Below are 24,216 nucleotides of genomic sequence, written 5' to 3'. Positions count from 1 at the left end.
TTATTGTCAAAAAAATATTAAGAAAATTGACTCATTTGATAACCTTTATAAAGTTTATCATCTTTTATCTGCCAGATTGTTGCAAAATGCGCCAAAAGCATTTCCTCTCGCGGATTCTCGATTGTTTTCACAAAATGAGAATAACGCACTGATACTAAATCATCTTCAGAAATAATATGACTTATTCTCACTTTAGATCTCACGTAAGCACGACTCAGATCGTTAGCCATTTCTATTATAGCATTATAGTCCATCTTAATAAAACCTTTACTGCTATTCCACTCCAATGTAACGTCAGGATGCAGATATGTTTTTAAAATTTCGCTATCAATTAGGGCATCTGACTTATAAAATTTCTGAACAAATTCTTTAATAGACATATTACTTCAATTTACTTAAAATTTCAGGAATCTTCTTGATATTGGCTAATTGTTTCAATTTTTCTCTGGATTCTTCGATCGGAGTACCAAAATAGGACTTTCCTCCTTCAACTGACTTAGTTACACCTGTCTGCCCCATTACAACGGCTTTTGCTCCAATTGTAATACCGCTTGTGGTTCCTACTTGCCCCCAAAGAGTTACTTCGTCCTCAATAATTACACAGCCCGCAATACCAGTTTGCGAAGCAATTAGACATTTTTTGCCAATTACTGTATCATGTCCAACATGCACTTGATTATCTAGTTTAGTACCTGCACCAATTGTGGTATCGCCAGTAACTCCTTTATCGATAGTGCACAAAGCACCAATACCAACATTATCTTCAATAACCACTCTTCCGCCAGAAATTAACTGATCGAAACCTTCAGGACGTTTTTTATAATAAAAAGCATCGGCTCCTAAAATGGTTCCAGCATGTATAATAACATTATCGCCAATTACAGTATGGTCGTAAATAGAAACATTAGAATGTATCAGGCAGTTTTTACCAATTTTCACATGGTTTCCAACAAAAGTATTAGGCTGTATAACTGTTCCCTCTCCTATTTGTGCAGAAGAAGCAATGGCAACATTGGCAAACTTAAACGGCTTAAAATGCTTGGTAAGAATATTGAAATCTCTAAATGGATCATCAGAAATTAAAAGCGCTTTACCCTCTGGACATTCAACTTCTTTGTTTATCAAAACAATAGTTGCAGCCGACTGCAAAGCTTTATCATAATATTTTGGATGGTCAACAAAAACAATATCTCCAGGCTCTACAACGTGTATCTCGTTCATGCCTAAAACTTGAAAGTCTTTGTCGCCAATAAATTTGCAATTAAGCAAATTGGCAATTTCTTGTAAAGAATGACTCTTTGGAAATTTCATATAGTATAATTAGAAAACTTGTAAATTAGAAAATGAGTCAATTAGAAAATTAATATCCAAAATTATGTTGATCTAAAAATTATCTAATGGACTCATTGTCCTATTATCTCAATTAGAAAATGAGTCAATTAGAATGTGAATATACAAAATTATGTCGACTCACAAATTTTCTAATTGACTCATTGTCAAATTATCTTAATTAAAATAACTATTCTTTTACACGCTCCATGTAAGAACCTGAAGCTGTATCGATTTTAATTTTATCACCTTCGTTAATGAACAACGGAACGTTAATTGTCGCTCCTGTTTCAACTGTAGCAGATTTTGTTGCGTTTGTAGCAGTATTTCCTTTTACTCCTGGCTCTGCATAAGTAACTTCAAGAATTACAGATGTTGGCATATCTACTGATAATGGCAAATCTGTTTCTGTGTTAATTTGTACCATCACATTTGTTCCTTCTTTTAACAAATCTGGAGCATCCAAAATGTTTTTGTTTAAAGAAATTTGTTCAAACGTCTCAGCATTCATAAAGTGGAATTCATCACCTTCTGGATATAAGTATTGGAAAGTATGTGTCTCAACACGAATAACATCAATTTTATGACCAGCTGAAAAAGTATTGTCTAATACTTTTCCTGAAGTTAAACTTTTAAGTTTTGTTCTTACGAAAGCTGGACCTTTTCCAGGCTTTACGTGAAGAAATTCAATAATTTTATAGATATCGTGATTAAATTTAATACACAATCCGTTTCTAATATCTGATGTAGACGCCATTTGTTTTTTATTTTAGATTTTTGAATGTAGATTTTAGATCCAAAACTTAGAATCAATCTTCATTTTTTTTATTTTTTCAACTGTAGTTTAGAACTCTAAAATCAGAAATCTAAACTCTTAAATTTAATAATTTCCTGAATAACCTTTCATGATTCCTCGAGAAGAGTTTCTAATGAAATCTAAAATTTCATCTCTTTCAGGAGTCGCTTCCATTTCAGCTTCAATAATACTTAAAGCCTGAGTTGTATTGTAATTCTTTTGGTATAAAATTCTATAGATTTCCTGAATTTCTCTAATCTTTTCAGTAGTAAATCCTCTTCTTCTTAAACCAACAGAGTTAATTCCAACATAAGACAAAGGCTCTTTTGCCGCTTTTGTAAATGGTGGAACATCTTTTCTTACCAAAGATCCTCCAGAAATCATAGCGTGATCTCCAATATGAATAAATTGGTGAATAGCAGCTAAACCACCAATAACAGCATGATTTCCAACTACTACGTGACCTGCTAAAGCAACACCATTTACGATAATAGCGTTATTTCCGATCTCACAGTCGTGTGCGATGTGAGCATAAGCCATAACTAAACAGTTGTTTCCTATTATAGTTTGGCCAGAAGCAATTGTTCCTCTATTGATAGTTACACATTCTCTAATTGTACAATTATCACCGATAATAGCAAGAGAATCTTCACCTCCGAATTTTAAATCTTGTGGCACCGCAGAAATTACAGCTCCTGGAAAAATGTTGCAATTTTTTCCAATTCTAGCCCCTTCCATGATGGTCACGTTTGAACCAATCCAAGTACCATCACCAATAACAACATTATTGTGAATTGTTGTAAATGGCTCTATTACAACGTTTTTAGCGATTTTCGCGCCTGGATGAACATATGCTAATGGTTGATTCATCTGTATGTTTTATATTTTTAATTAAAATATTCTGATTTGAAGCAACAAACCTAAACAATAAATTTGATAATTTATTATTGTTTTCTTGCTATTTGTGCCATTAATTCTGCTTCAGTTACCAATTTACCATTTGCATAAGCGTTTGCCTGCATATGACAAATTCCTCTTCTGATAGGAGAAATTAACTCACATTTAAAAATTAAAGTATCACCTGGCAATACTTTGTGTTTAAATTTAACATTATCAATTTTCATGAAATATGTCAAATAATTTTCAGGATCTGGAACTGTGCTCAACACTAAAATCCCACCTGTTTGTGCCATTGCTTCAACAATTAATACACCTGGCATAACTGGAGCTTCTGGAAAGTGACCCACAAAGAAATTCTCGTTCATCGTAACGTTTTTCAAACCTACTACGTGGCGATCAGACATTTCGATGATTCTGTCAATTAATAAAAATGGAGGTCTATGAGGAAGCATTGCCATAATTTTATGAATATCCATCAGTGGCTCCTGATTTAAGTCATAAGTTGGCACATGGTTTCTCTGCTCTATTTTGATAATTTTAGCCAATTTCTTTGCAAACTGAGTATTTACAAAGTGACCTGGTTTGTTTGCGATAATTTTTCCTTGGATACGAACTCCAATTAAAGATAAATCTCCAATTACGTCAAGCAGTTTATGTCTTGCCGCTTCATTTGGATAATGCAATGTCAGATTATCTAAAACGCCATTTGGTTTTACAGAAATCTCTTCTTTACCAAAAGCTTTCTTTAAATTTTCCATTGTAGATTCAGAGATTTCTTTATCTACATAAACTATTGCATTGTTTAAATCTCCACCTTTAATAAGTCCGTGCTCTAACAAAGACTCTAATTCGTGAAGGAAACTAAAAGTTCTAGAGCTTGCAATTTCAGATTTAAAATCGGCTAGACTTTTAAGAGTAGCATTTTGAGTACCTAAAACTTTTGTACCAAAATCTACCATAGTTGTAACCTGATATTCGTCGCTAGGCATTACAAGAATTTCACTTCCCGTAGCTTCGTCTGTAAAAGAGATAACTTCTTTTACAACATAAACGTTACGGCTTGCGTCTTGTTCTTCAATTCCTGCTTTCTCAATTGCTTCAACAAAATATTTTGATGAACCATCCATAATTGGAAGTTCAGAGGCATTCAATTCAATAATGACATTATCCAAATCACATCCAACAACTGCTGCCAAAACGTGTTCAGGAGTTTGAATTTTCACTCCAAGTTTCTCAAGATTTGTTCCTCTTTGAGTATTAACAACATAATTAGCATCAGCTTCAATAACTGGTTGACCTTGCAAATCTACTCTTACAAAAGTGAAACCATTATTAACGGGTGCAGGCTTAAAAGTCATTGTAACTTCTTTTCCAGTGTGTAAACCAACTCCTGTTAGCGAAATTTCATTTTTGATGGTCTTCTGTTTAACCATTATTTCCATTTTTTGGGTTTATTATTTGTTTTTTTAATTCTTCAACTTCAGCCACAATTTTAGGCAGATTCTTAAAATGAACATACGATTTATTAAAATCGGTATATCCAAGAGACGGAGTTCCTTGTAAAACTTCATCGTCTTTAATGTTTCTGGCTACACCTGACTGCGCTTGAAGCCTAACATTATTACCTATTGTTAAGTGGCCTGCAATACCTACTTGTCCACCAATCATACAATTTTCGCCAATTTTTGTAGAACCCGCAACACCACTTTGAGCAGCTATCACAGTATTTTTTCCAATTTCTACATTGTGCGCAATCTGAATCTGATTGTCTAGCTTCACTCCTTTTCTAATAACTGTAGAACCAAGAGTTGCTCTGTCTATCGTAGTATTAGCACCAATATCTACGTTATCTTCAATAATAACATTTCCAATTTGTGGCACTTTACTGTATTCGCCATTTTCGTTTGGAGCAAATCCGAAACCATCAGCGCCGATAATAACGCCAGAATGTACCGTACAATTGTTTCCAATGACAGTTTCTGAATAAATTTTAGCACCAGCAAAAATGAATACATTATCGCCAATAACAACGTTATCGCCAATAAAACTGTTTGGATAAATTTTTACATTATCACCTAAAACTACATTTTGTCCAACATAACTAAAACTTCCCAAATATAGATTTTCGCCATATTTAGTTCCTTCAGACATAAATGACTGTGGCTCGATGCCCGTTTTATTTAATTTGACTTGATTATAAAAGTGTAAAAGTTTAGAAAACGCTGCATAAGCATCTTCCACTTTAATTAGTGTAGTTGTAATTTCCTGTTCTGGAATAAAGCTTTCATTAACAATTGTTACTGTCGCTTTAGTAGTGTATATATAATTGATATACTTCGGATTAGCCAAAAAAGTAAGCGATCCTTCGTCTCCTTCTTCGATTTTAGAAAGCTTAGAAACTTCTGCATTGGGATTCCCAACAACTTCTCCTTCTAAAATTCCTGCTATTTGTTCTGCTGTAAATTTCATCGCGACAAAAATATAAAAAATAGGATTTAAATGTTAATTTTATATAAGTTGTTTTGGGAAACAGATATAATATTTTGTTACTAATTTAGATAACGATTTCAAATTCAGCTGGTCAGAAGCTTCAACAACATCCTCAATTGTTTTATCTTTTTTCAAAATTCGGATAGGTTCTGCTTCTTTACTATACGCCTGATTTTTAATTTTTCCTCTAAAAATAAAATATCCTGCATCCAATTGCGAAATATGATGCTTATTGGCAAACTGCTCTTTTAAAGACTGAGATTCTTCCATAGAGACTTTCTCTGCACTCATTTTAATTTTAAGTAAATCTCTATTAATAATCATTTTACTCAAAGTGCTCAAGACAAAATCATCATGTCTCTGCCAAGTTTTTAGAGCGCTAATAATATCAAAATCATCTAATTGCGAAAACAAATCTAACTTCTCGGCATCAAAATCTTCAAGTGTTACTTTATTGTGCATAAAATAAGAAAGCGGCTCGCTGCAAGGAAGATCTATTCCTTTTAAAACCAGTTCTTTTGCTCTTTTTAAGACTTTCATCAAAATTAATTCGGCAACCAAACTTGTTTTATGCAAGTAGGCCTGCCAGTACATTAATCTTCTAGAAAGCAGAAATTTCTCTACAGAGTAAATTCCTTTTTCTTCGATTACCAAAACATCATTTTCAACATTCATCATCTGAATCAAACGTTCAGAATTTACATTTCCTTCAGCAACTCCCGTATAAAAACTATCGCGTTTCAAATAATCCATTCGATCCATATCCAATTGGCTCGAAATTAATTGCAACATGAATTTTCTATGATATTCTCCTTTAAAAACCTGAATCGCCAAACTTAATCTTCCGTCAAACTCATCATTTAACTGATTCATAAACAGTAGTGAAATGGATTCGTGGTGTACATCTTCGACAATACTTTTTTCCATTGCATGCGAAAATGGTCCATGTCCTATATCGTGAAGTAAAATGGCGATTAAAAGCGCATTTTCTTCCTCTTCAGAAATGACAACATCTTTAAAACGAAGCGTATCGATCGCTTTTTTCATCAAATGCATACATCCTAAAGCGTGATGAAAACGAGTATGATTGGCTCCTGGATACACCAAATACGATAATCCCATTTGAGAAATACGGCGTAGACGCTGAAAATAAGGATGCTGAATTAAATCGTAAACCAGCTCGTTCGGAATCGTTATAAATCCATATATAGGATCGTTGAATATTTTTAATTTATTGATCTGAGTCACAGTCTGGTTATTTTTTTGGTCAACAAATATAAGTAAATAAGTATAAAGAGTCTGGTGTTTTTTACTTAAAAATCATAATCGAAATTATGATGATTATCAATAAAATACATTTAAAAATGTTAAAATGCAAAATAAATTCATGCATCTTGTTTGGCAATTTTATACTATTTTTAATACTTTTTAAGTTCTATAACTTTAAATTGCAGTAAAAATTAAATTGATTTATGGATAAGATAAAAATACTTTGGGTCGACGATGAAATCGATCTTTTAAAGCCACACATATTATTTCTAGAAAAAAAGAATTACGAAGTTACTACTTGCAATAACGGTCTTGACGCGATTGCTTTGTTTGAAGAAGATAATTTTGATATTGTTTTTCTAGATGAAAACATGCCTGGAATGAGCGGATTAGAAACGCTTTCTGAAATGAAAGAAAAAAAATCTGCTATTCCGATGATTATGATCACCAAAAGCGAGGAAGAGTATATAATGGAAGAAGCCATTGGTTCTAAAATCGCTGATTATTTGATCAAACCAGTAAATCCGAATCAGATTCTTTTGAGTTTGAAGAAAAACCTAGACGATTCGAGGTTAATTACAGAAAAAACAACTTTAGATTATCAGAAAGAATTCAGAAAAATTTCGATGGAATTGGCAATGGTCAATTCTTATGAAGACTGGATTGAATTATATAAAAAATTGCTTTTTTGGGAATTAAAACTAGAAGACATCAACGATACAGCGATGATCGAAATTTTGGAATCTCAGAAAGTCGAAGCCAATTCGCAATTCGGAAAATATATCGAAAGAAATTACGAAGACTGGTTTGAGCCAAAAGCAGAAAAACCAATTATGTCTAACACTCTTTTTAAAGAATTGGTAGTTCCTGAAATTAAAAAGAAAGACAAACCTATTCTGTTTGTGGTTATTGACAACTTGCGTTACGACCAATGGAAGTCTTTTGAAACTGTAATTTCAAACTATTATAAGCTAGAAAAAGAAGTTCCGTACTACTCTATTCTTCCAACTGCCACGCAATATGCGAGAAATTCAATTTTTTCTGGTTTAATGCCTTTAGAAATGGAAAAAAAGCATCCTGAATATTGGAAAAATGATGTTGAAGATGGCGGAAAAAACCTTTATGAAGCAGAATTTTTATCGGCTCAATTAAAACGTCTAGGTTTAAATATTAAAGAAGATTATTTTAAAATCACGAATTATTCTGGCGGAAAAAAATTAGCAGAAAACTTCAAAGCCTTAAAAGGAAACGACTTAGTAACGGTAGTTTACAACTTTGTTGATATGCTTTCGCATGCTAAAACAGAAATGGAAGTGGTAAAAGAATTGGCTTCAGACGATAAAGCCTACCGTTCTTTAACTCTAAGCTGGTTTAAAAATTCTCCATTATTAGAAATCATTCAGCAAGCACAACTTTTAGGTTTCAAACTGATTTTAACAACAGATCACGGAACAATAAATGTAAAAAATCCATCAAAAGTAGTTGGCGATAAAAACACTAGTTTAAACCTGCGTTATAAAACTGGTCGTAGTTTAACTTACGAACAAAAAGATGTTTATGTAGTTAAAGAGCCTAAAACAATTGGTTTGCCTGCGATAAACATGAGCAGTTCGTTTATTTTTGCCAAAAATGATTTCTTTCTGGCTTATGTAAACAACTACAATCATTATGTTAGTTATTACAAAAACACCTATCAGCATGGAGGAATTTCGTTAGAAGAAATGATTATTCCATTCTTGGTTTTTAATCCTAAATAATTGTTTAGCCACGAATTTCACGAATTGCACGAATTATTTTTGAATTGATAATAGTCAATTCGTGAAAATTCGTGAAATTCGTGGCAAATAAAAAATACTACAATGACGATCACTTTTACTTTAGATCAAATTCAGGAAACTGCTCAACAAATTTTGGACTCAAACCCAAATAAAATTATTCTTTTTAATGGAGAAATGGGTGTTGGAAAAACGACTTTAATCAAGCAATTATGCAAGAGTTTAGGAATTACAGACGCAACCAGCAGTCCAACTTTTTCTCTAGTAAACGAATATCAGATTCCGAACGGTAAAAAAGTCTATCATTTTGATTTTTACCGAATTAAGCAAGAAACCGAAGCACTAGATATGGGAGTTGATGATTATTTGTATTCTGGAAATTGGTGTTTTATCGAATGGTCTGAAAAAATTGAAAGCTTAATCCCAGAAGAACATTCTACAATTAATATTGAATTGCTTTCAGACGGAAAAAGAGAATTGAAATTAGTTTAATCCTTTGACGAACTTCTTAAAAAAGATATAGATACGCTTTATTGAATGTTAAAACATTTCTTAACATTCCGCTTAGAGTATTAGCAGAATTTTTGCATTAATTTTAAATCTTTTTACGTAATTTGTACCCTTAATTTTTGCACTATCCATGTCAATCACGTTAACTCCATTTACAAAACAACAATTAATACCGCAGGAAGAAAAACTTGAGGTTGGTCGTTTTAAAAGAGAACTTTTTATAGGAATTCCTAAAGAAACAAGTTATCAGGAACGCCGTATCTGTCTTACGCCCGATGCTGTGAACTCCTTAACGTACGAGGGACACCGCGTTATGATTGAATCTGGAGCCGGAGAAAGTTCGAGTTATACTGATAAAGAATATGCAGATGCCGGTGCAGAAATTACAAAAGATACTAAAAGAGTTTTTGGCTGTCCGTTTCTATTAAAGGTAGAACCGCCAACATTGGCAGAAATCGAGATGATTAATCCTGAAACTGTTATTATTTCTGCTATTCAGCTAAAAACCAAAAAGAAAGAATACTTCGAAGCATTGGCAAAAAAGAAAATTACAGCCTTAGCTTTTGAATATATTAAAGATGAAGACGGATCTTACCCAGCTGTAAAATCTTTAAGCGAAATTGCAGGAACTGCTTCAATCCTTATTGCTGCTGAATTAATGATCACGGACGAATTCGGAAAAGGCCTTTTATTTGGAAACATTACTGGTGTTCCCCCTACCGAGGTTGTCATTTTAGGAGCAGGAACAGTTGGCGAATTTGCTGCCAAAACCGCTATCGGATTGGGTGCCAACGTAAAAGTTTTTGATAATTCGATTACAAAACTACGTCGTCTTCAAAACAATTTAAACCAAAGAATTTTTACTTCAACTATACAGCAAAAAGGTTTATTAAAAGCTTTAAGACGTTGTGATGTGGCTATTGGCGCTATGCGAGGCAAAGAACGCTGCCCAATTGTCGTGAATGAAACAATGGTGGAACACATGAAAAAAGGTGCCGTAATAGTTGATGTCAGCATCGATACCGGCGGTTGTTTCGAAACTTCGGAAGTCACTACTCATGAAAAACCAACTTTTATAAAAAACAATGTACTGCATTACTGCGTACCTAATATACCTTCCCGTTATTCCAAAACTGCTTCATTATCAATCAGTAACATCTTGACACCTTATCTGCATCAGATAGCCGAAGATGGTGGTATCGAAAGTGCTATTCGTTGCAATAAAGGCCTTAAAAACGGAATCTATCTTTATCACGGAATCCTAACAAATAAAGCAATTGGCGACTGGTTCGATTTACCAGACAACGATATTAATTTACTTGTATTTTAAGGGAACTTTAATGTACCTTTGCAAAAAATTTATTTCATGAAGTTCGTACACCGTTTTGCATATTATCTGATTGGTCTCGTAATGGGATGTTTTATTGTATCAGGATTTTTTATTGGAAAAGACACCCGTTGCAATTATTTTCCAAACGCAAGAGTTTTAAATAATCTTAGAACAAAACCTTTTCAATATTCACCAAAAGCCATTCAGACTCTAAACGAAAAATGGGTGGACACAGCAGATGTCAAAAATACTTTAACTTACGGAGATGTTGATTTTGACCAAAGTAATGTTCCAACAAAAGGAGGGAAACTTTATATCATTGAAGGCAAAACAGTTAAAGATCAAGAAATTATTCTAAAAGTAGTAAACTACGAGAATAAAGCTGTTTTAGAAGAAATCGTAAAAAAATAAAATAAAAAAATCTTTTGTTTCTCGCAGATTCAAAAGATTTTTTTTAACTAAAGAATATTTCTCGCAAAGTCGCAAAGACACAAAGTTTTATACCTTTGTCCCTTTGTCACTCTGAAACTTTGCACCTTAAATTACCATTCTATTTCTTTCAATCCTTTCGATTTCAAAAATTCATTAGTTTGAGAAAAATGTTTATTTCCAAACCAAAAACCTCTATTTGCGCTTAAAGGCGAAGGATGTCCAGATTTTAAAATATGATGTTTTGAAGCGTCAATCAAAGCCGCTTTCTTTTGAGCAAAACCTCCCCAAAGTAAGAAAACCACATTTTCTTTTTCAGCCGAAATTTGTTTAATTACAGCATCGGTGAATTTTTCCCAACCTTTTCCTTGATGGCTTCCAGCTTCAGATTGTCTAACCGTTAAAGTTGCGTTTAAAAGAAAAACGCCTTGATCTGCCCAACGTTCCAAATTTCCAGTTTTAGGAAGCGGTTTTCCCAAATCAGTTTCTATTTCTTTAAAAATATTATATAAAGAAGGCGGAAAAGGAATTCCGTCATTTACAGAAAAACACAAACCATTGGCCTGATTAGGCCCGTGATACGGATCTTGCCCAATGATAACTACTTTTACTTCGTCAAAATGACAATGGTCAAAAGCTGAAAAAATCTGGTTCCCTTTTGGGTAACAAATTTTTGTAGCGTATTCTGATTTTACAAATTCAATTAAATCGTTGAAGTATGGTTTTTCGAATTCTTCATTCAAAACAGGTTTCCAAGAAGAATGCATTTTTACGTCCATAATTTTTTTTATGCGAATTTCAGAAATAATTACCTAAAATCATATTCCTAAAAGAAAAACATCAAAAATCGAAAGTAAAAAATTAAAACGACAGCAAAGAAAAAAACTCATAATTCATAACTCATAATTCACAATTGATGAATGTTTTCGTACTTTTGCTTTTGCTTTCATAAAGAAAATAAATGATCAGTATTACCGAAAAAACATTACAAGACTTACAATTTCCAACTGTTTTAGAAACCATTTCAGATGGGTGCAACACCGACATTGGAAAAGAAAAGGCTTTACAGATAAAACCATTTAGAGACAAAGAAGAATTAATGCAAGCTTTGATGCAGACATCGGAGTATGTGTCTTCTTTTCAAAACAATAACGCAATTCCGAATCACGGATTTGACGCAATCTCGCACGAAATTAAATTTCTTGCTATTGAGGACAGTTTTCTTGAAGTAGGAAGTTTTAGAAAAATTGCCAATCTTTCTGCAACAACAAATGTGTTGCTGAATTTCTTAAAAAAATTCGATGACTACTATCCAAATTTAAATGCAAGAGCTTCTCGCGTTGAATTGACCAAAGATATTATCACGGCAATTGACGCAATTGTAGACAAATACGGAGAAATTAAAGATAATGCTTCTCCCACTCTGTCTGGTATTCGCCAAAATATGAATTTGGTTCGCGGCAAAGTCAACCAAAGCTTTGGCGTGGCTTTAACTCAGTACAACAGCTTAGGTTATTTGGACGATATTAAAGAAAGTTTCGTTCAAAACCGTAGAGTTTTGGCCGTTTTAGCGATGTATCGCCGTAAGGTAAAAGGCTCTATTTTAGGAAGTTCTAAAACTGGAAGCATTGCTTATATCGAGCCTGAAGCTACTTTGAAATATTCTCGAGAATTAGCCAATTTAGAATACGAAGAGAAAGAAGAAATTACGAGAATTTTAAAGAATTTATCAAATGTAATTCGTCCATATCTTCCTTTACTGATTGAATATCAAGACTTTTTAAGTGATATCGACGTAGTTGCCGGAAAAGCAAAATATGCAAACCGAATCAACGGGATTTTACCTGCAATTACAGACGAAAGAAGATTATTTTTTAGAGAAGCGTATCATCCGATTTTGTATTTGAACAACAAGCAAAAACAAGAAGTTACGCATCCACAGACAATCGAGCTAAAACAAGAAAACAGAATTATTGTCATTTCTGGTCCAAATGCTGGAGGAAAAACCATTTCCTTAAAAACGGTTGGATTATTGCAATTAATGCTGCAATCTGGAATTTTGATTCCGGTTCACGAAAGAAGCGAAACATTCTTATTTGACAGAATATTGACAGATATTGGAGACAATCAATCTATTGAAAATCACTTAAGTACATATTCTTATCGTTTAAAAAACATGAATTATTTCTTAAAGAAATGCAACAGAAAAACCATGTTTTTAATTGACGAATTTGGTACAGGTTCTGATCCTGAATTGGGTGGAGCTTTAGCTGAAATTTTCTTAGAAGAATTTTACCATCGTGAGGCTTTCGGAATTATCACAACGCATTATTCTAATTTGAAGATTTTAGCGAATGAACTTCCGTACGCAACAAATGCGAATATGATGTTCGACGAAAAATCTTTAGAACCAATGTACAAGTTGGCTCTGGGTCAAGCAGGAAGTTCATTTACTTTTGAGGTCGCTCAGAAAAATGGAATTCCGTTTGGGTTGATTAATCGTGCGAAAAAGAAAATCGAAGTTGGAAAAGTTCGTTTTGATAAAACTATTGCAACGCTTCAAAAAGAGAGATCAAAACTGGAAAAAACTTCTTTAAATTTAAAAGAGGAAGAAACCCGTGCTCGTGAAGAAAGTAAAAAGATGGAAAACATCAATACTAGAATTCAGCAAAAATTAGAAAGCTATCAAGAACTTTACGACAGCAATCAGAAAATTATTTACATCGGACAAAAAATCGATGATATTGCTGAGAAGTATTTCAATAACAAAAATAAGAAGGAGCTAATTGGTGAGTTTTTGAAAATTGTTGAAATTGAAAATTCGAAACGTAAAAAAGCTACTCCAAAAGAAGTAAAGGCTAAAGTTGAAAAACAAAAAGAGATTATTGCTGAAGTTCAGGTAAAAGTAGAAGAAATTCGAAAAGAGAAAAAAGAGAAGAAACTCAAACCTGTTGTTGAAAAACCAAAACCAATTTTAAAAGTTGGTGACCGAGTAAGAATGCTTGACGGAAGATCTGTTGGAAGTATTGATTCTATCGAAAAAAATAAAGCAACAGTAAATTATGGCATTTTCACTTCCAAAGTAAGTTTGGATGAATTGGAGTTAGTTGAAGCTGTAAAGAAATAATTTTTCAGTTCTAAAATTGAGTTAAAATCGCCAAAATTAAAATAAAACGATTTAAAGAAAGATTTTCATTTTAACACAAAAGAAGATCAACAAATTTTAAAATTAGCTTAAAATTAATTTATAAAAGCCTTATTTGATTTGTAAAAATTATTACATATTAAAAATCAATAATAAAAAATTATAAATAATACAAATCTTACAATTATTTTATTTTCGTTAGTTTTGTCATTGCGAGGAACGAAGCAACCTCACTAAGGTTAGATAAAACTCACAATTACAAAATAAATTAAGAAAATGAAACCTGGATTTGTATACATTATAACAAATAAATACCAAACTGTTGTCTACGTCGGAGTAACATCAAATCTTCCGAAAAGAATTTTAGAACATAAAAACAAAAAATATCCAAAATCATTTTCTGCGCGATATAATGTCAATATTTTAGTTTATTATGAACAATTTCAGTGGATTGAAGAGGCAATTGGAAGAGAAAAACAAATAAAAGCAGGTTCAAGAGAAGCAAAAAACAATTTAATTCGTTCTTTAAATCCAACCTGGAAAGATCTATTTGAAGAAATAGAAAACATAATGATTCTATAATAACAAATTGTAATGGATAAACATCATGAGATTGCTTCGTTCCTCGCAATGACTGCAAAAAATAAAAAAATAATTCTTTTTGACGGAGTTTGTAATCTCTGCAGTTCTGCTGTACAGTTTATCATCAAACACGATAAAAAAGATATTTTTAGATTTGTCGCATTGCAGTCAGATTTAGGAATTTCCATTTGCAAACATTTGGGAATCAGTTTTTCTAAAATGGATAGTATTATTTTATACAATCCCGGAACAGCTTATTTTTATAAATCTTCTGCTGTTATCGAAATCGCGAAAAATTTTGGCGGGCTTTGGAAATTAACTCCAATTTTTAGAATCGTTCCGATTTTTATCAGTGATAGAATTTACGATTATGTAGCAAAAAACAGATACAATTGGTACGGCAAAAAAGAAAGCTGCATGATTCCAACTCCGGAGTTGAAGGCTAAGTTTCTTTAGACTTATCCTCATTTTTTGTCATCCCGAGGAACGAGGGATCTCCGCACGAAACTCTACAAAGATTGACGATTTTGATTGCGGAGTTACTTACGGAGATCCCTCGTTCCTCGGGATGACAAACTAGACGAAAAAACAAAACGTTTAAAAAACAAAAATACAGATTCCAACTTCGTTTTCCTTTTTTTTGTCATTTCGAACGAAGAGAGAAATCTCCGCAAGTAGCTCGACAAAGATTGGCGATTTTGATTGCGGAGTTTCTTGCGAAGATCCCTCGTTCCTCGGGATGACAAACTAAACGTAAATGTTCTTATGAAAAGAGTTTCCTAGCCCCGATAGAAGTGAAAATCCTTTTTTATTTTTTCTTTAAAAATAAAAAAGATTGTAACGGATAGCGGGATTAGCTCCTAAAAAATATTTGGTTTTGTAAGAGAAATTGAAATGACAAACAAAATAAAAAAAATCCCAAATTCACATCAATTGGAATTTGGGATTTTGTATTTTGAAATTTATTAGAAATTATCTAATCAATTTTCTGTATTTCAAACGTTTCGGAGTTAAGTCACCACCAAGGCGTTTCTTTTTGTTTTCTTCATAATCAGAGAAACTTCCTTCGAAGAAATAAACTTCAGAGTTTCCTTCAAAAGCTAGAATGTGTGTACAAATTCTATCTAAAAACCATCTGTCGTGAGAAATAATTACAGCACAACCTGCAAAATTTTCCAAACCTTCTTCTAGTGCACGAAGTGTATTTACGTCAAGGTCATTTGTAGGCTCATCCAGTAAAAGTACGTTTCCTTCTTCTTTCAAAGTCATTGCTAAGTGCAAACGGTTACGTTCTCCACCAGAAAGCATTGATACTTTTTTGTTTTGCTCACCACCGCCAAAGTTGAAACGTGATAAATAAGCTCTTGAGTTCACTTGCTTTCCTCCCATCATAATCAATTCCTGACCATCTGCAAAGTTTTCCCAGATTGATTTATTCGGATCAATATTAGAATGAGACTGGTCTACGTAAGCGATTTTTACTGTTTCTCCCACAGAAAATTCTCCGCTATCAGTAGCTTCTTCTCCCATAATCATTTTGAAAATAGTAGATTTACCAGCACCGTTTGGTCCAATAATTCCAACGATACCCGCTTGCGGCAAAGTGAAGTTCAAATTATCGTATAATAATTTATCACCAAAAGCTTTGGCAACATTTTTAGCTTCAATAACATTTGTTCCCAAACGAGGACCATTCGGAATATAGATCTCTAGTTTTTCGTCTAGCTGTTTTTGATCTTCATTTAATAATTTGTCGTAGTTCTGTAAACGTGCTTTTTGTTTTGTCTGACGTCCCTTTGCTCCCTGACGAACCCAATCCAACTCACGCTCTAAAGTTTTTCTACGTTTAGATGCCACTTTTTCTTCTTGAGCCAAACGATTTGATTTTTGATCTAACCAAGAAGAATAGTTTCCTTTCCACGGAATACCTTCTCCTCTATCTAACTCTAGAATCCATCCAGCAACATTATCAAGGAAATAACGGTCGTGTGTTACTGCAATTACAGTTCCTGAATATTGCGCTAAGTGCTGCTCCAACCAAAGAACTGACTCAGCGTCAAGGTGGTTGGTAGGCTCATCCAAAAGCAATACGTCTGGCTGTTGCAATAACAAACGACATAAAGCCACACGACGGCGCTCTCCACCAGAAAGGTTTTTAATTGGCGTATCTCCTTCTGGAGTACGCAACGCATCCATCGCAATTTCTAGTTTGGTATCGATTTCCCAAGCTCCAAGCGCATCAATTTTGTCTTGTAATGCTGCTTGGCGATCCATCAATTTATCCATTTTGTCTGGATCAGAATAGTTTTCTTCAAGACCAAACAAATCGTTGATGTCGTTATATTCTTTAAGAACAGCCATTGTTTCAGCTGCACCTTCACGAACAATTTCTATAACTGTCTTAGAATCATCAAGAATTGGTTCTTGCTCTAAATATCCTACTGTATAACCAGGTTGAAAAACGACATCACCTTGATAGTTTTTATCAACTCCTGCAATAATTTTTAAAAGCGAAGATTTTCCAGAACCGTTAAGTCCCAAAATACCAATCTTAGCACCATAAAAGAAACTTAAATAAATGTTCTTAAGAACTGGCTTATCTGCTCCTTGATAGGTTTTACTCAATTTCTGCATTGAGAAAATTACTTTCTTATCGTCTGACATTTTTTATTTTTTATTATAATTATTTATTTCTTTTTGAATTTTTATTTAAACTCTTCCTTTCAAAGCATTGAAAACCCAAGCATTAGCAAAAAAGCCAACTCCTACAGCACCAAATCCCCAGCCCGAAACATCACTGTATCTAAAGATTCCAAGACCTATAAGCAACAATCCCATAAGTACCATTATAAAAGTAGCCCATCCTAAAATGGTGTTTTTATTCATTCCCATAATTGTATAAATATTTTTAGTGCAAAATTTTAGAAAAGCAAAGATCGTGATTTTAATGTCTTAATTAAAAATTTTATACAGCATTTCTTTCAGTAAATCTGCCTGCGATAAAGCATTGGCTCCCACACCTTTACTTTTAACATCAATATCTCGCAAAGCACCAACAATCTGACTCACTTTTCGCATTGGGTAGTTTTTTACGGCTAAATCGTATTCTTTTAAGAAATACGGATTTACGCCAAGCGCCGAAGCGACATTTTTAGGACTTTTATCTTTTAATCCGTGGTATTTTAGAAGCTGAACAAAGAAACCGAATACCAAACCAGTTGTCATAACCAAAGGGTATTCTTTCGGATTGTGTGCAAAATTCTCTGCTATTTTGTATGCTTTCAACTGATTACGTTCTCCAATTGCTTTACGAAGTTCGAACACATTATAGTCTTTACTAAAACCAATATTTTCTTCAATATGCTCGGCAGTAATCATGGTCCCTTTCGGTAGAATAATCTGCAACTTTTCTAGCTCATTATTGATTTTACTTAAATCTGTTCCTAGAAATTCCACTAGCATGGCATTAGCTTTTGGATCAATAGTATATTTTTTTCCGGCTAGAACACGTTTAATCCAGTCTCCTACTTGATTTTCGTATAATTTTTTACTTTCGTAAACTACACCTTTCTGCGCCAGTAGTTTGGTAACTTTTTTACGTTTATCGAGCGTTTTATATTTATAACAAAAAACCAATACAGTGGTCTGCATCGGGTTATCTACATACGATTCTATTTTATCGATTGTTCTTGATAAATCTTGCGCCTCTTTTACGATAACAACTTGACGTTCAGCCATCATCGGATAGCGCTTGGCCGTTGAAATAATATCGTCTACAGAAACGTCTCTTCCGTACAAAACTGTCTGATTAAAACCTTTTTCTTCTTCGGCTAAAACATTACCCTCAATATATTCAGATAACTTATCTATATAATAAGGTTCTTCACCCATGAAAAAATAAATCGGTTTAATATCTCCGGCTTTAATATCATTAACAATTTTTACTACTTCGTCCATTTAATTTTGTTTCAAGTCTAAAGTTTCAAGTTTAAAGTTCCAATAACTTGAAACTTTAAACTTGAAACCTGAAACTATTTTATATTTTTGCTTTATGTTAAAGCTAAATTTTCCTTCTTATACTTTCCGATTCAAAAATAGCGAAAATAAAGTGTCTATTTTTGATGAAATCAGGAAAAAATTTATAATTCTTACGCCAGAAGAATGGGTTCGTCAGCATGTTGTTCATTATTTGATGCATGAAAAAAAATACCCCAAATCGCTCATTAATGTAGAGAAAGTTTTAACAGTCAACGGATTAAGAAAACGTTACGATGTTGTCGTATTTAACTCCAATGGTTCTATACATATATTAGTAGAGTGCAAAGCGCCAGAAGTTAAAATCTCTCAGGCAACTTTTGATCAAATTGCGCGTTACAATATGACAATGCAGGCACGGTTTTTGAATGTCACAAACGGACTAAACCATTTTTATTGTCAAATGGATTTTGAAAACGAAAAATATGAGTTTTTGAGAAACCTGCCAGACTATAAAGAAAACCATTAACAAAGAATAAATAATTAAGTACTTTTGGATAAAATAGCAGTTGTAATTTTAAATTGGAACGGAGTAAAATTGCTAGAGCAATTTTTACCATCTGTTATTCAGTTTTCAGAAGGCGCAACAATTTATGTTGCTGACAATGATTCTACGGATAATTCTGTTGCATTTGTCACAGAAAATTTTCCCACTATAAAAATTGTAAAAAATTCAGGCAATCACGGCTTCGCAAAAGGCTATAATGATGCTTTGAAACATATTGATGCAGAAATATATGCATTAGTAAACTCAGATATAGAAGTTACAGAAAACTGGCTTCAGCCTATCCTTGATACTTTCGAAAAAGAAAAACACACTGCTATTATTCAGCCTAAAATTCTTGATTTTAAAAGCAAGGAATATTTTGAATATGCAGGTGCTGCCGGCGGTTTTATTGATAAATACGGTTTTCCTTTCTGCAGAGGAAGAATATTTGAAACTATTGAAAAAGACAACGGACAATATGATGATAATGTCGAATTGTTCTGGGCTTCTGGCGCTTGCTTTTTCATCAGAAAAAATATTTATCACGAACTAGGCGGTTTTGACGAAAGCTTCTTTGCACATCAGGAAGAAATTGATTTATGCTGGCGCGCTGCAAATGAAGGGCATATTATAAAATACAACTACCAATCTGTTGTTTACCACGTAGGCGGTGCGACATTGCAACAGGGAAATCCTAAAAAAACATATCTCAATTTTAGAAATTCATTGTTAATGCTGGTCAAAAATCTGCCTTTAAGAGGATTATTTTTTGTGATTTTTTTCCGCATGATTCTAGATGGAATTGCAGGTATCCGTTTTCTTACACAGGGTAAAATCGGGCATACTTTTGCCATTTTGAAGGCACATTTCTCTTTTTATTGCTTATCTTTAAAATATTTAAAAAAGCGTAAAGATTTTCAAATACAGCAATACTATACGGTGAAAAGCATCGTTTTCCTTTATTATATCAGGAAATTGACCTTATTTAAAGAAATCTTTAACAGTATTCAAAATATTAAAAACTAAATTTGTAATCAAGTCTAATTAAAATTAAATTTATGAGAAAAATAGTTATCGCACTATCAGTATTAATGGCCCTAACATCATGTGTTTCTAAAAAGAAATATGCTGAGTTAGAAGCTAAAAACAAAGAGACTCAAGATTTGTTAAACTCATGTACTGTAAAATTAAATACGTGCTTAGAAGAAAAAGCTGGATTAGCTGCTACAGCTGAAAGCTACAAACAGCATAATCAAGATCTTATCAATAGTTCAAAAGATTTGACAATCTTAACTACTAAAGGTGCTGAAAACCTTGAAAAATCTCTTGAAAGTTTAAAAGAAAAAGATTTGAAAATCTCTAGACTTCAAGATGCGCTTACTAAAAAAGACAGTGTAACTTTAGCTTTAGTAACAAGCTTAAAAGGTGCTGTTGGAATCAACGATCCAGACATCGAAATCAATGTTGAAAAAGGAGTTGTATTTATCTCTATCGCTGATAAATTATTATTCAAAAGCGGTAGCTATGAAGTAAGCGACAAAGCAAAAACTGTTTTAGGAAAAGTTGCTAAAGTTGTAAACGATAAGCCAGATTTTGAATGTATGGTTGAAGGTCACACTGATAACGTACCATACAAAAGCAACGGAATTATCTTAGACAACTGGGATCTAAGTGTTAAGCGTTCTACTTCTATCGTTCGTGTATTAACAAACGATCTTGGTGTTAACCCAGCTAAATTAATTGCTGCTGGTAGAAGTTCTTACGTGCCATTGGTACCAAACGACACTGCAGAAGACAAAGCTCGTAACAGAAGAACTCGTATCGTAGTTATGCCAAAAATCGATCAATTCTATGATATGATTGAAAAAGAAATGAAAAAACAACAAAAATAATTAGTTGTACATCATTATAAAAACAGAAAAAGCAGGTCTTACGACCTGCTTTTATGTATCCTTAATTTTGTTTTTAATAACCAATTAAATATAAATCAAGAATAGCATTATTTTTAAGTAACTAACTAAATTTTAACAAAATAAAGTTACTCATAATTTCTGTACTTTTATACTTTTAGTGTATTTTTTTACAAAATATCAATATCACCCTTACCTTCTCTTACGATAACTGGCTCATGTTCAGAAAGATCAATAATTGTTGATCCAACATTATCTCCATAGCCTCCATCGATTACCATATCTACAAGATTCTGCCATTTCTCAAAAATCAATTCTGGATCTGTAGTATATTCTATCACATCATCTTCATCACGAATAGAAGTCGAAACAACTGGATTTCCTAACTGACGAACAATTTCTAATATGATATTATTGTCAGGAACACGAATACCTACTGTCGTTTTCTTTTTAAACTCTTTTGGGAGACTATTATTTCCAGGCAAAATAAAGGTATACGGCCCTGGTAAAGCTCTCTTCAAAATTTTGAATGTAGAAGTATTAATCTGCCTCACATAATCTGATAGATTACTTAAATCATGGCAAATAAATGAAAAGTTAGCCTTTTCTAATTTAACTCCTTTTATTTTAGCAATTTTTTCTAAAGCTCTCGAATTGGTAATATCACAGCCCAAACCATAAACAGTATCTGTCGGATAAATTACCAACCCGCCATTCTGAAGCACTTTAACTACTTTTGCAATCGCCGCTTCACTAGGTTTATCTGGGTATATTTTTATAAATTCAGCCATGTTTTTTGTTTTAAGTTTAAGGTTTTAAATTTCATGCTTATTAAAGTTACGAAATACTTCGAACTTAAATTTACATTTATCCCACTACATCAAGTTTGGCAAACCTTAACAGCAATTTCTTTAATCCGCCTACTTCAAATTTGATTTCAGCTTTTCTGTCTGCTCCTACACCTTCAAGATTAATCACTTCCCCTTTACCAAAACGTTCGTGCATTACAATATTTCCTATCGTCAATTTACTGTCAAATAAATTTGAATTTCCATTTGATGGCGCATTTCCTGAAACTGGTTTCAGCTTACGAATATTCAAATCTGGTTTTGGCTCGTTGCTAGTAATATGAGCTGGCGGAGTTCCGCCAACGGGTTTATTTAACCTTAATTTTGATTTATCTACATCGCCAAAAATATCTCCGTCAATTGGAGATTTATAACGATAATTGGTTTCTGATGGCGTCAAATATTCTAAAAATTGCCCATCAATTTCTTCTATAAAACGAGACGGTTCGCTGTCTGTCAATTTCCCCCAGCGGTAACGCGACTGAGCATACGTCAAATACGCTTGATGTTCTGCACGAGTTAATGCCACGTAAAACAATCGGCGCTCCTCTTCCAGTTCACTTCTAGTACTCATACTCATGGCAGAAGGAAACAAATCTTCTTCCATTCCCACCACAAATACATGCGGAAACTCCAATCCTTTTGCTAAGTGAATTGTCATCAGAGCCACACGATCATCATCGTTGGTATCTTTATCTAAATCTGTTGCCAAAGCCACATCTTCCATGAATTCAGAAAGTGCACCTCTTGCTCCATCAATTTCTCTCTGTCCTTCAACAAAATCTTTAAGACCGTTTAAAAGCTCTTCTATATTCTGAATTTTTGCCATTCCTTCTGGAGTAGCATCTTTTTTCAATTCCTGAACCAAGCCCGTTTTCTTGGCAACGTGATCGGTAACATAAAAAGCATCCTGATTCTGATCAATAACTTGAAAACTCTGAATCATAGTCACAAAATCCTTTAATTTGTTTTTTGTTCCCGCATTCAGTTTCAAATCGATTTTATCGATATTTACCATTACTTCCCAAATCGAACGTTTGTAATGATTGGCCGCAATAGTTAATTTTTCAACTGTCGTATCTCCAATTCCACGCGCCGGATAATTGATTACGCGAATCAAAGCCTCTTCATCTTTCGGATTCAGAACCAAACGCAAATAGCATAAAACGTCTTTAATTTCCTTACGCTGATAGAAAGACAATCCTCCATAAATTCTATACGGAATATCACGTTTTCTCAACGCATCCTCCATGGCACGCGACTGCGCGTTGGTACGGTATAAAATCGCAAAAGCGCCATTATGCAACTGGTTTTGCATTTTCTGTTCAAAAATGGTGCTTGCTACAAAACGCCCTTCTTCAGCATCTGTCAAACTTCTATGAACCTTAATTCTCGGTCCAAAATCGTTAGCTGTCCAAACTACTTTATCCAGTTTTGTTTTATTATGCTCCATCACCGTATTTGCGGCTTCAACTATGTTTCGGGTCGAACGGTAATTTTGCTCCAAACGAAACATTACTACGCCTTCATAATCTTTCTGGAAATTCAAAATATTATTGATATTCGCACCACGGAAAGCATAAATACTCTGCGCATCATCTCCAACCACACAAATATTCTGAAATTTATCAGACAAAGCTCTAACAATCAAATACTGAGAGTGGTTTGTATCTTGGTACTCATCAACCAGAATATAGCGGAAACGGTTTTGATATTTGGCCAAAACTTCTGGAAAACGAGTTAGCAATTCATTGGTTTTCAATAATAAATCATCAAAATCCATTGCTCCAGCTTTGAAACAGCGCTCTACATATTGCTGATAAATTTCTCCTAATCTTGGTCGTTTTGCCATCGCATCGGCTTCGACCAATTCAGGATTATTAAAATACGCCTTAACCGTAATCAAGCTGTTCTTATAACTAGATATACGTCCTAAAACCTGTTTTGGTTTATAAATATCACGGTCTAGTTGCATTTCTTTAATAATCGAAGAAATCAATCTAGCCGAATCCTGAGAATCGTAAATGGTAAAATTGGAAGGATATCCCAAATGATCTGATTCTGCTCGAAGAATACGGGCAAATATCGAGTGGAAAGTTCCCATCCAAAGATTTTTAGCTTCAGATGCTCCCACAATATCCGAAATTCTGTGTTTCATTTCGCGCGCCGCTTTATTGGTAAACGTCAGCGACAAAATATTAAAAGCATCAATTCCCTGATGCATCAAATAAGCAATTCTAATCGTTAAAACTCTGGTTTTTCCAGAACCTGCACCAGCGATAATAATCATTGGCCCGTCTTTCTTTAAAACAGGCGCTCTCTGCGCTTCGTTGAGCTGGTCAATATATTTTTGCATGAAATTTTCTCCTTTTAGGCAAAAA

At 33.5% G+C, this 24,216-nt stretch carries 23 protein-coding genes; 10 read left to right on the top strand and 13 right to left on the bottom strand.

The features are described 5' to 3' along the window. Positions 1–17 precede the first annotated feature (17 nt). The 7 genes from AC3E9W_RS15895 to AC3E9W_RS15865 all read right to left on the bottom strand — a co-directional run bounded on the left by AC3E9W_RS15895 (position 18) and on the right by AC3E9W_RS15865 (position 6,763). Complete coding sequence (locus AC3E9W_RS15895; protein WP_306155222.1) at positions 18–380, bottom strand: nuclear transport factor 2 family protein; 363 nt, start codon at positions 378–380, stop codon at positions 18–20. A 1-nt stretch (position 381) separates the two neighbouring features. After that, positions 382–1,311: a UDP-3-O-(3-hydroxymyristoyl)glucosamine N-acyltransferase gene (locus tag AC3E9W_RS15890; protein ID WP_488769100.1), complete on the bottom strand. Its 930-nt coding sequence runs from the start codon at positions 1,309–1,311 to the stop codon at positions 382–384. Between the two features lie 208 nt (positions 1,312–1,519). Beyond that, positions 1,520–2,086, bottom strand: coding sequence for an elongation factor P (gene efp, locus AC3E9W_RS15885; protein ID WP_306155226.1), 567 nt, complete (start codon positions 2,084–2,086; stop codon positions 1,520–1,522). A 123-nt stretch (positions 2,087–2,209) separates the two neighbouring features. Then, positions 2,210–2,995, bottom strand: coding sequence for an acyl-ACP--UDP-N-acetylglucosamine O-acyltransferase (lpxA, locus tag AC3E9W_RS15880; RefSeq protein WP_306155228.1), 786 nt, complete (start codon positions 2,993–2,995; stop codon positions 2,210–2,212). A gap of 74 nt (positions 2,996–3,069) precedes the next feature. Then, entirely contained in the window at positions 3,070–4,458 is a 1,389-nt protein-coding gene (locus AC3E9W_RS15875; RefSeq protein WP_306155230.1) for a bifunctional UDP-3-O-[3-hydroxymyristoyl] N-acetylglucosamine deacetylase/3-hydroxyacyl-ACP dehydratase, read from the bottom strand. Continuing rightward, positions 4,451–5,494: a UDP-3-O-(3-hydroxymyristoyl)glucosamine N-acyltransferase gene (gene lpxD, locus AC3E9W_RS15870; RefSeq protein ID WP_306155232.1), complete on the bottom strand. Its 1,044-nt coding sequence runs from the start codon at positions 5,492–5,494 to the stop codon at positions 4,451–4,453. The genes AC3E9W_RS15875 and lpxD overlap by 8 nt, the downstream gene beginning before the upstream one ends. 39 nt (positions 5,495–5,533) lie before the next feature. Next, on the bottom strand, positions 5,534–6,763 hold the full coding sequence (locus tag AC3E9W_RS15865; RefSeq protein WP_488769099.1) for an HD domain-containing protein: 1,230 nt from the start codon (positions 6,761–6,763) through the stop codon (positions 5,534–5,536). A 224-nt stretch (positions 6,764–6,987) separates the two neighbouring features. On the opposite strand from AC3E9W_RS15865, the gene porX reads away from it, so the two are divergent. From porX to AC3E9W_RS15845, 4 genes are all read left to right on the top strand, one after another. Then, positions 6,988–8,541: a T9SS response regulator signal transducer PorX gene (porX, locus tag AC3E9W_RS15860; protein ID WP_306155236.1), complete on the top strand. Its 1,554-nt coding sequence runs from the start codon at positions 6,988–6,990 to the stop codon at positions 8,539–8,541. A 102-nt stretch (positions 8,542–8,643) separates the two neighbouring features. Continuing rightward, entirely contained in the window at positions 8,644–9,051 is a 408-nt protein-coding gene (gene tsaE / locus AC3E9W_RS15855) for a tRNA (adenosine(37)-N6)-threonylcarbamoyltransferase complex ATPase subunit type 1 TsaE (RefSeq protein ID WP_488769098.1), read from the top strand. A 148-nt stretch (positions 9,052–9,199) separates the two neighbouring features. Continuing rightward, positions 9,200–10,399 (top strand): alanine dehydrogenase, encoded by a 1,200-nt coding sequence (locus AC3E9W_RS15850; protein ID WP_306155242.1) that lies wholly within the window; start codon positions 9,200–9,202, stop codon positions 10,397–10,399. A 36-nt stretch (positions 10,400–10,435) separates the two neighbouring features. Then, complete coding sequence (locus AC3E9W_RS15845) at positions 10,436–10,810, top strand: DUF4258 domain-containing protein (protein ID WP_456892946.1); 375 nt, start codon at positions 10,436–10,438, stop codon at positions 10,808–10,810. 131 nt (positions 10,811–10,941) lie between these two features. Here AC3E9W_RS15845 and AC3E9W_RS15840 read toward each other — a convergent pair whose 3' ends face one another. Then, a complete protein-coding gene (locus AC3E9W_RS15840) occupies positions 10,942–11,607 on the bottom strand; it encodes a uracil-DNA glycosylase (RefSeq protein ID WP_488769095.1) in 666 nt (221 codons plus the stop codon). Positions 11,608–11,789: 182 nt separating this feature from the next. Here AC3E9W_RS15840 and AC3E9W_RS15835 point away from each other — a divergent pair, with 182 nt between their 5' ends. The 3 genes from AC3E9W_RS15835 to AC3E9W_RS15825 all read left to right on the top strand — a co-directional run bounded on the left by AC3E9W_RS15835 (position 11,790) and on the right by AC3E9W_RS15825 (position 15,011). Further along, the gene (locus tag AC3E9W_RS15835; protein WP_488769094.1) at positions 11,790–13,955 is read left to right on the top strand and encodes an endonuclease MutS2; all 2,166 of its coding nucleotides are present in this window, start codon (positions 11,790–11,792) and stop codon (positions 13,953–13,955) included. Between the two features lie 294 nt (positions 13,956–14,249). After that, positions 14,250–14,555, top strand: a complete 306-nt coding sequence (locus tag AC3E9W_RS15830) for a GIY-YIG nuclease family protein (RefSeq protein ID WP_488769093.1) — start codon at positions 14,250–14,252, stop codon at positions 14,553–14,555. Between the two features lie 12 nt (positions 14,556–14,567). Next, positions 14,568–15,011, top strand: coding sequence for a thiol-disulfide oxidoreductase DCC family protein (locus AC3E9W_RS15825; RefSeq protein ID WP_456892954.1), 444 nt, complete (start codon positions 14,568–14,570; stop codon positions 15,009–15,011). A gap of 516 nt (positions 15,012–15,527) precedes the next feature. Here the strand turns inward: AC3E9W_RS15825 and ettA are convergent. From ettA to holA, 3 genes are read right to left on the bottom strand one after another with little or no spacing between them, the layout of a single operon-like run. Then, positions 15,528–17,219 carry an energy-dependent translational throttle protein EttA gene (gene ettA / locus AC3E9W_RS15820; protein WP_306155250.1) on the bottom strand — a complete coding sequence of 564 codons (1,692 nt, stop codon included), beginning with the start codon at positions 17,217–17,219 and terminating at the stop codon, positions 15,528–15,530. Between the two features lie 45 nt (positions 17,220–17,264). Continuing rightward, positions 17,265–17,447 carry a CAL67264 family membrane protein gene (locus tag AC3E9W_RS15815; RefSeq protein WP_125720634.1) on the bottom strand — a complete coding sequence of 61 codons (183 nt, stop codon included), beginning with the start codon at positions 17,445–17,447 and terminating at the stop codon, positions 17,265–17,267. Between the two features lie 60 nt (positions 17,448–17,507). Then, positions 17,508–18,512 carry a DNA polymerase III subunit delta gene (holA, locus tag AC3E9W_RS15810; RefSeq protein WP_488769090.1) on the bottom strand — a complete coding sequence of 335 codons (1,005 nt, stop codon included), beginning with the start codon at positions 18,510–18,512 and terminating at the stop codon, positions 17,508–17,510. 94 nt (positions 18,513–18,606) lie between these two features. Here holA and AC3E9W_RS15805 point away from each other — a divergent pair, with 94 nt between their 5' ends. Genes AC3E9W_RS15805 through AC3E9W_RS15795 form a run of 3 tightly spaced genes read left to right on the top strand, consistent with a single transcriptional unit; the run spans position 18,607 to position 20,969 of the window. Further along, positions 18,607–19,059, top strand: coding sequence for a type I restriction enzyme HsdR N-terminal domain-containing protein (locus tag AC3E9W_RS15805; RefSeq protein ID WP_456892959.1), 453 nt, complete (start codon positions 18,607–18,609; stop codon positions 19,057–19,059). 24 nt (positions 19,060–19,083) lie between these two features. Next, a complete protein-coding gene (locus AC3E9W_RS15800; protein ID WP_488769088.1) occupies positions 19,084–20,103 on the top strand; it encodes a glycosyltransferase in 1,020 nt (339 codons plus the stop codon). A gap of 32 nt (positions 20,104–20,135) precedes the next feature. Further along, a complete protein-coding gene (locus tag AC3E9W_RS15795; protein WP_306155254.1) occupies positions 20,136–20,969 on the top strand; it encodes an OmpA/MotB family protein in 834 nt (277 codons plus the stop codon). Positions 20,970–21,157: 188 nt separating this feature from the next. Here the strand turns inward: AC3E9W_RS15795 and AC3E9W_RS15790 are convergent, their stop codons facing one another. Together AC3E9W_RS15790 and AC3E9W_RS15785 are read right to left on the bottom strand one after the other, a co-directional pair. Further along, positions 21,158–21,778 (bottom strand): L-threonylcarbamoyladenylate synthase, encoded by a 621-nt coding sequence (locus AC3E9W_RS15790; RefSeq protein WP_306155255.1) that lies wholly within the window; start codon positions 21,776–21,778, stop codon positions 21,158–21,160. A gap of 76 nt (positions 21,779–21,854) precedes the next feature. Beyond that, entirely contained in the window at positions 21,855–24,191 is a 2,337-nt protein-coding gene (locus tag AC3E9W_RS15785; protein ID WP_488769085.1) for an ATP-dependent helicase, read from the bottom strand. Positions 24,192–24,216 lie beyond the last annotated feature (25 nt).

This window comes from Flavobacterium sp. 38 (assembly GCF_057799715.1).
The sequence above is the reverse complement of the archived record's forward strand: the minus strand, read 5'-3'. Positions and strand labels throughout refer to the sequence as shown.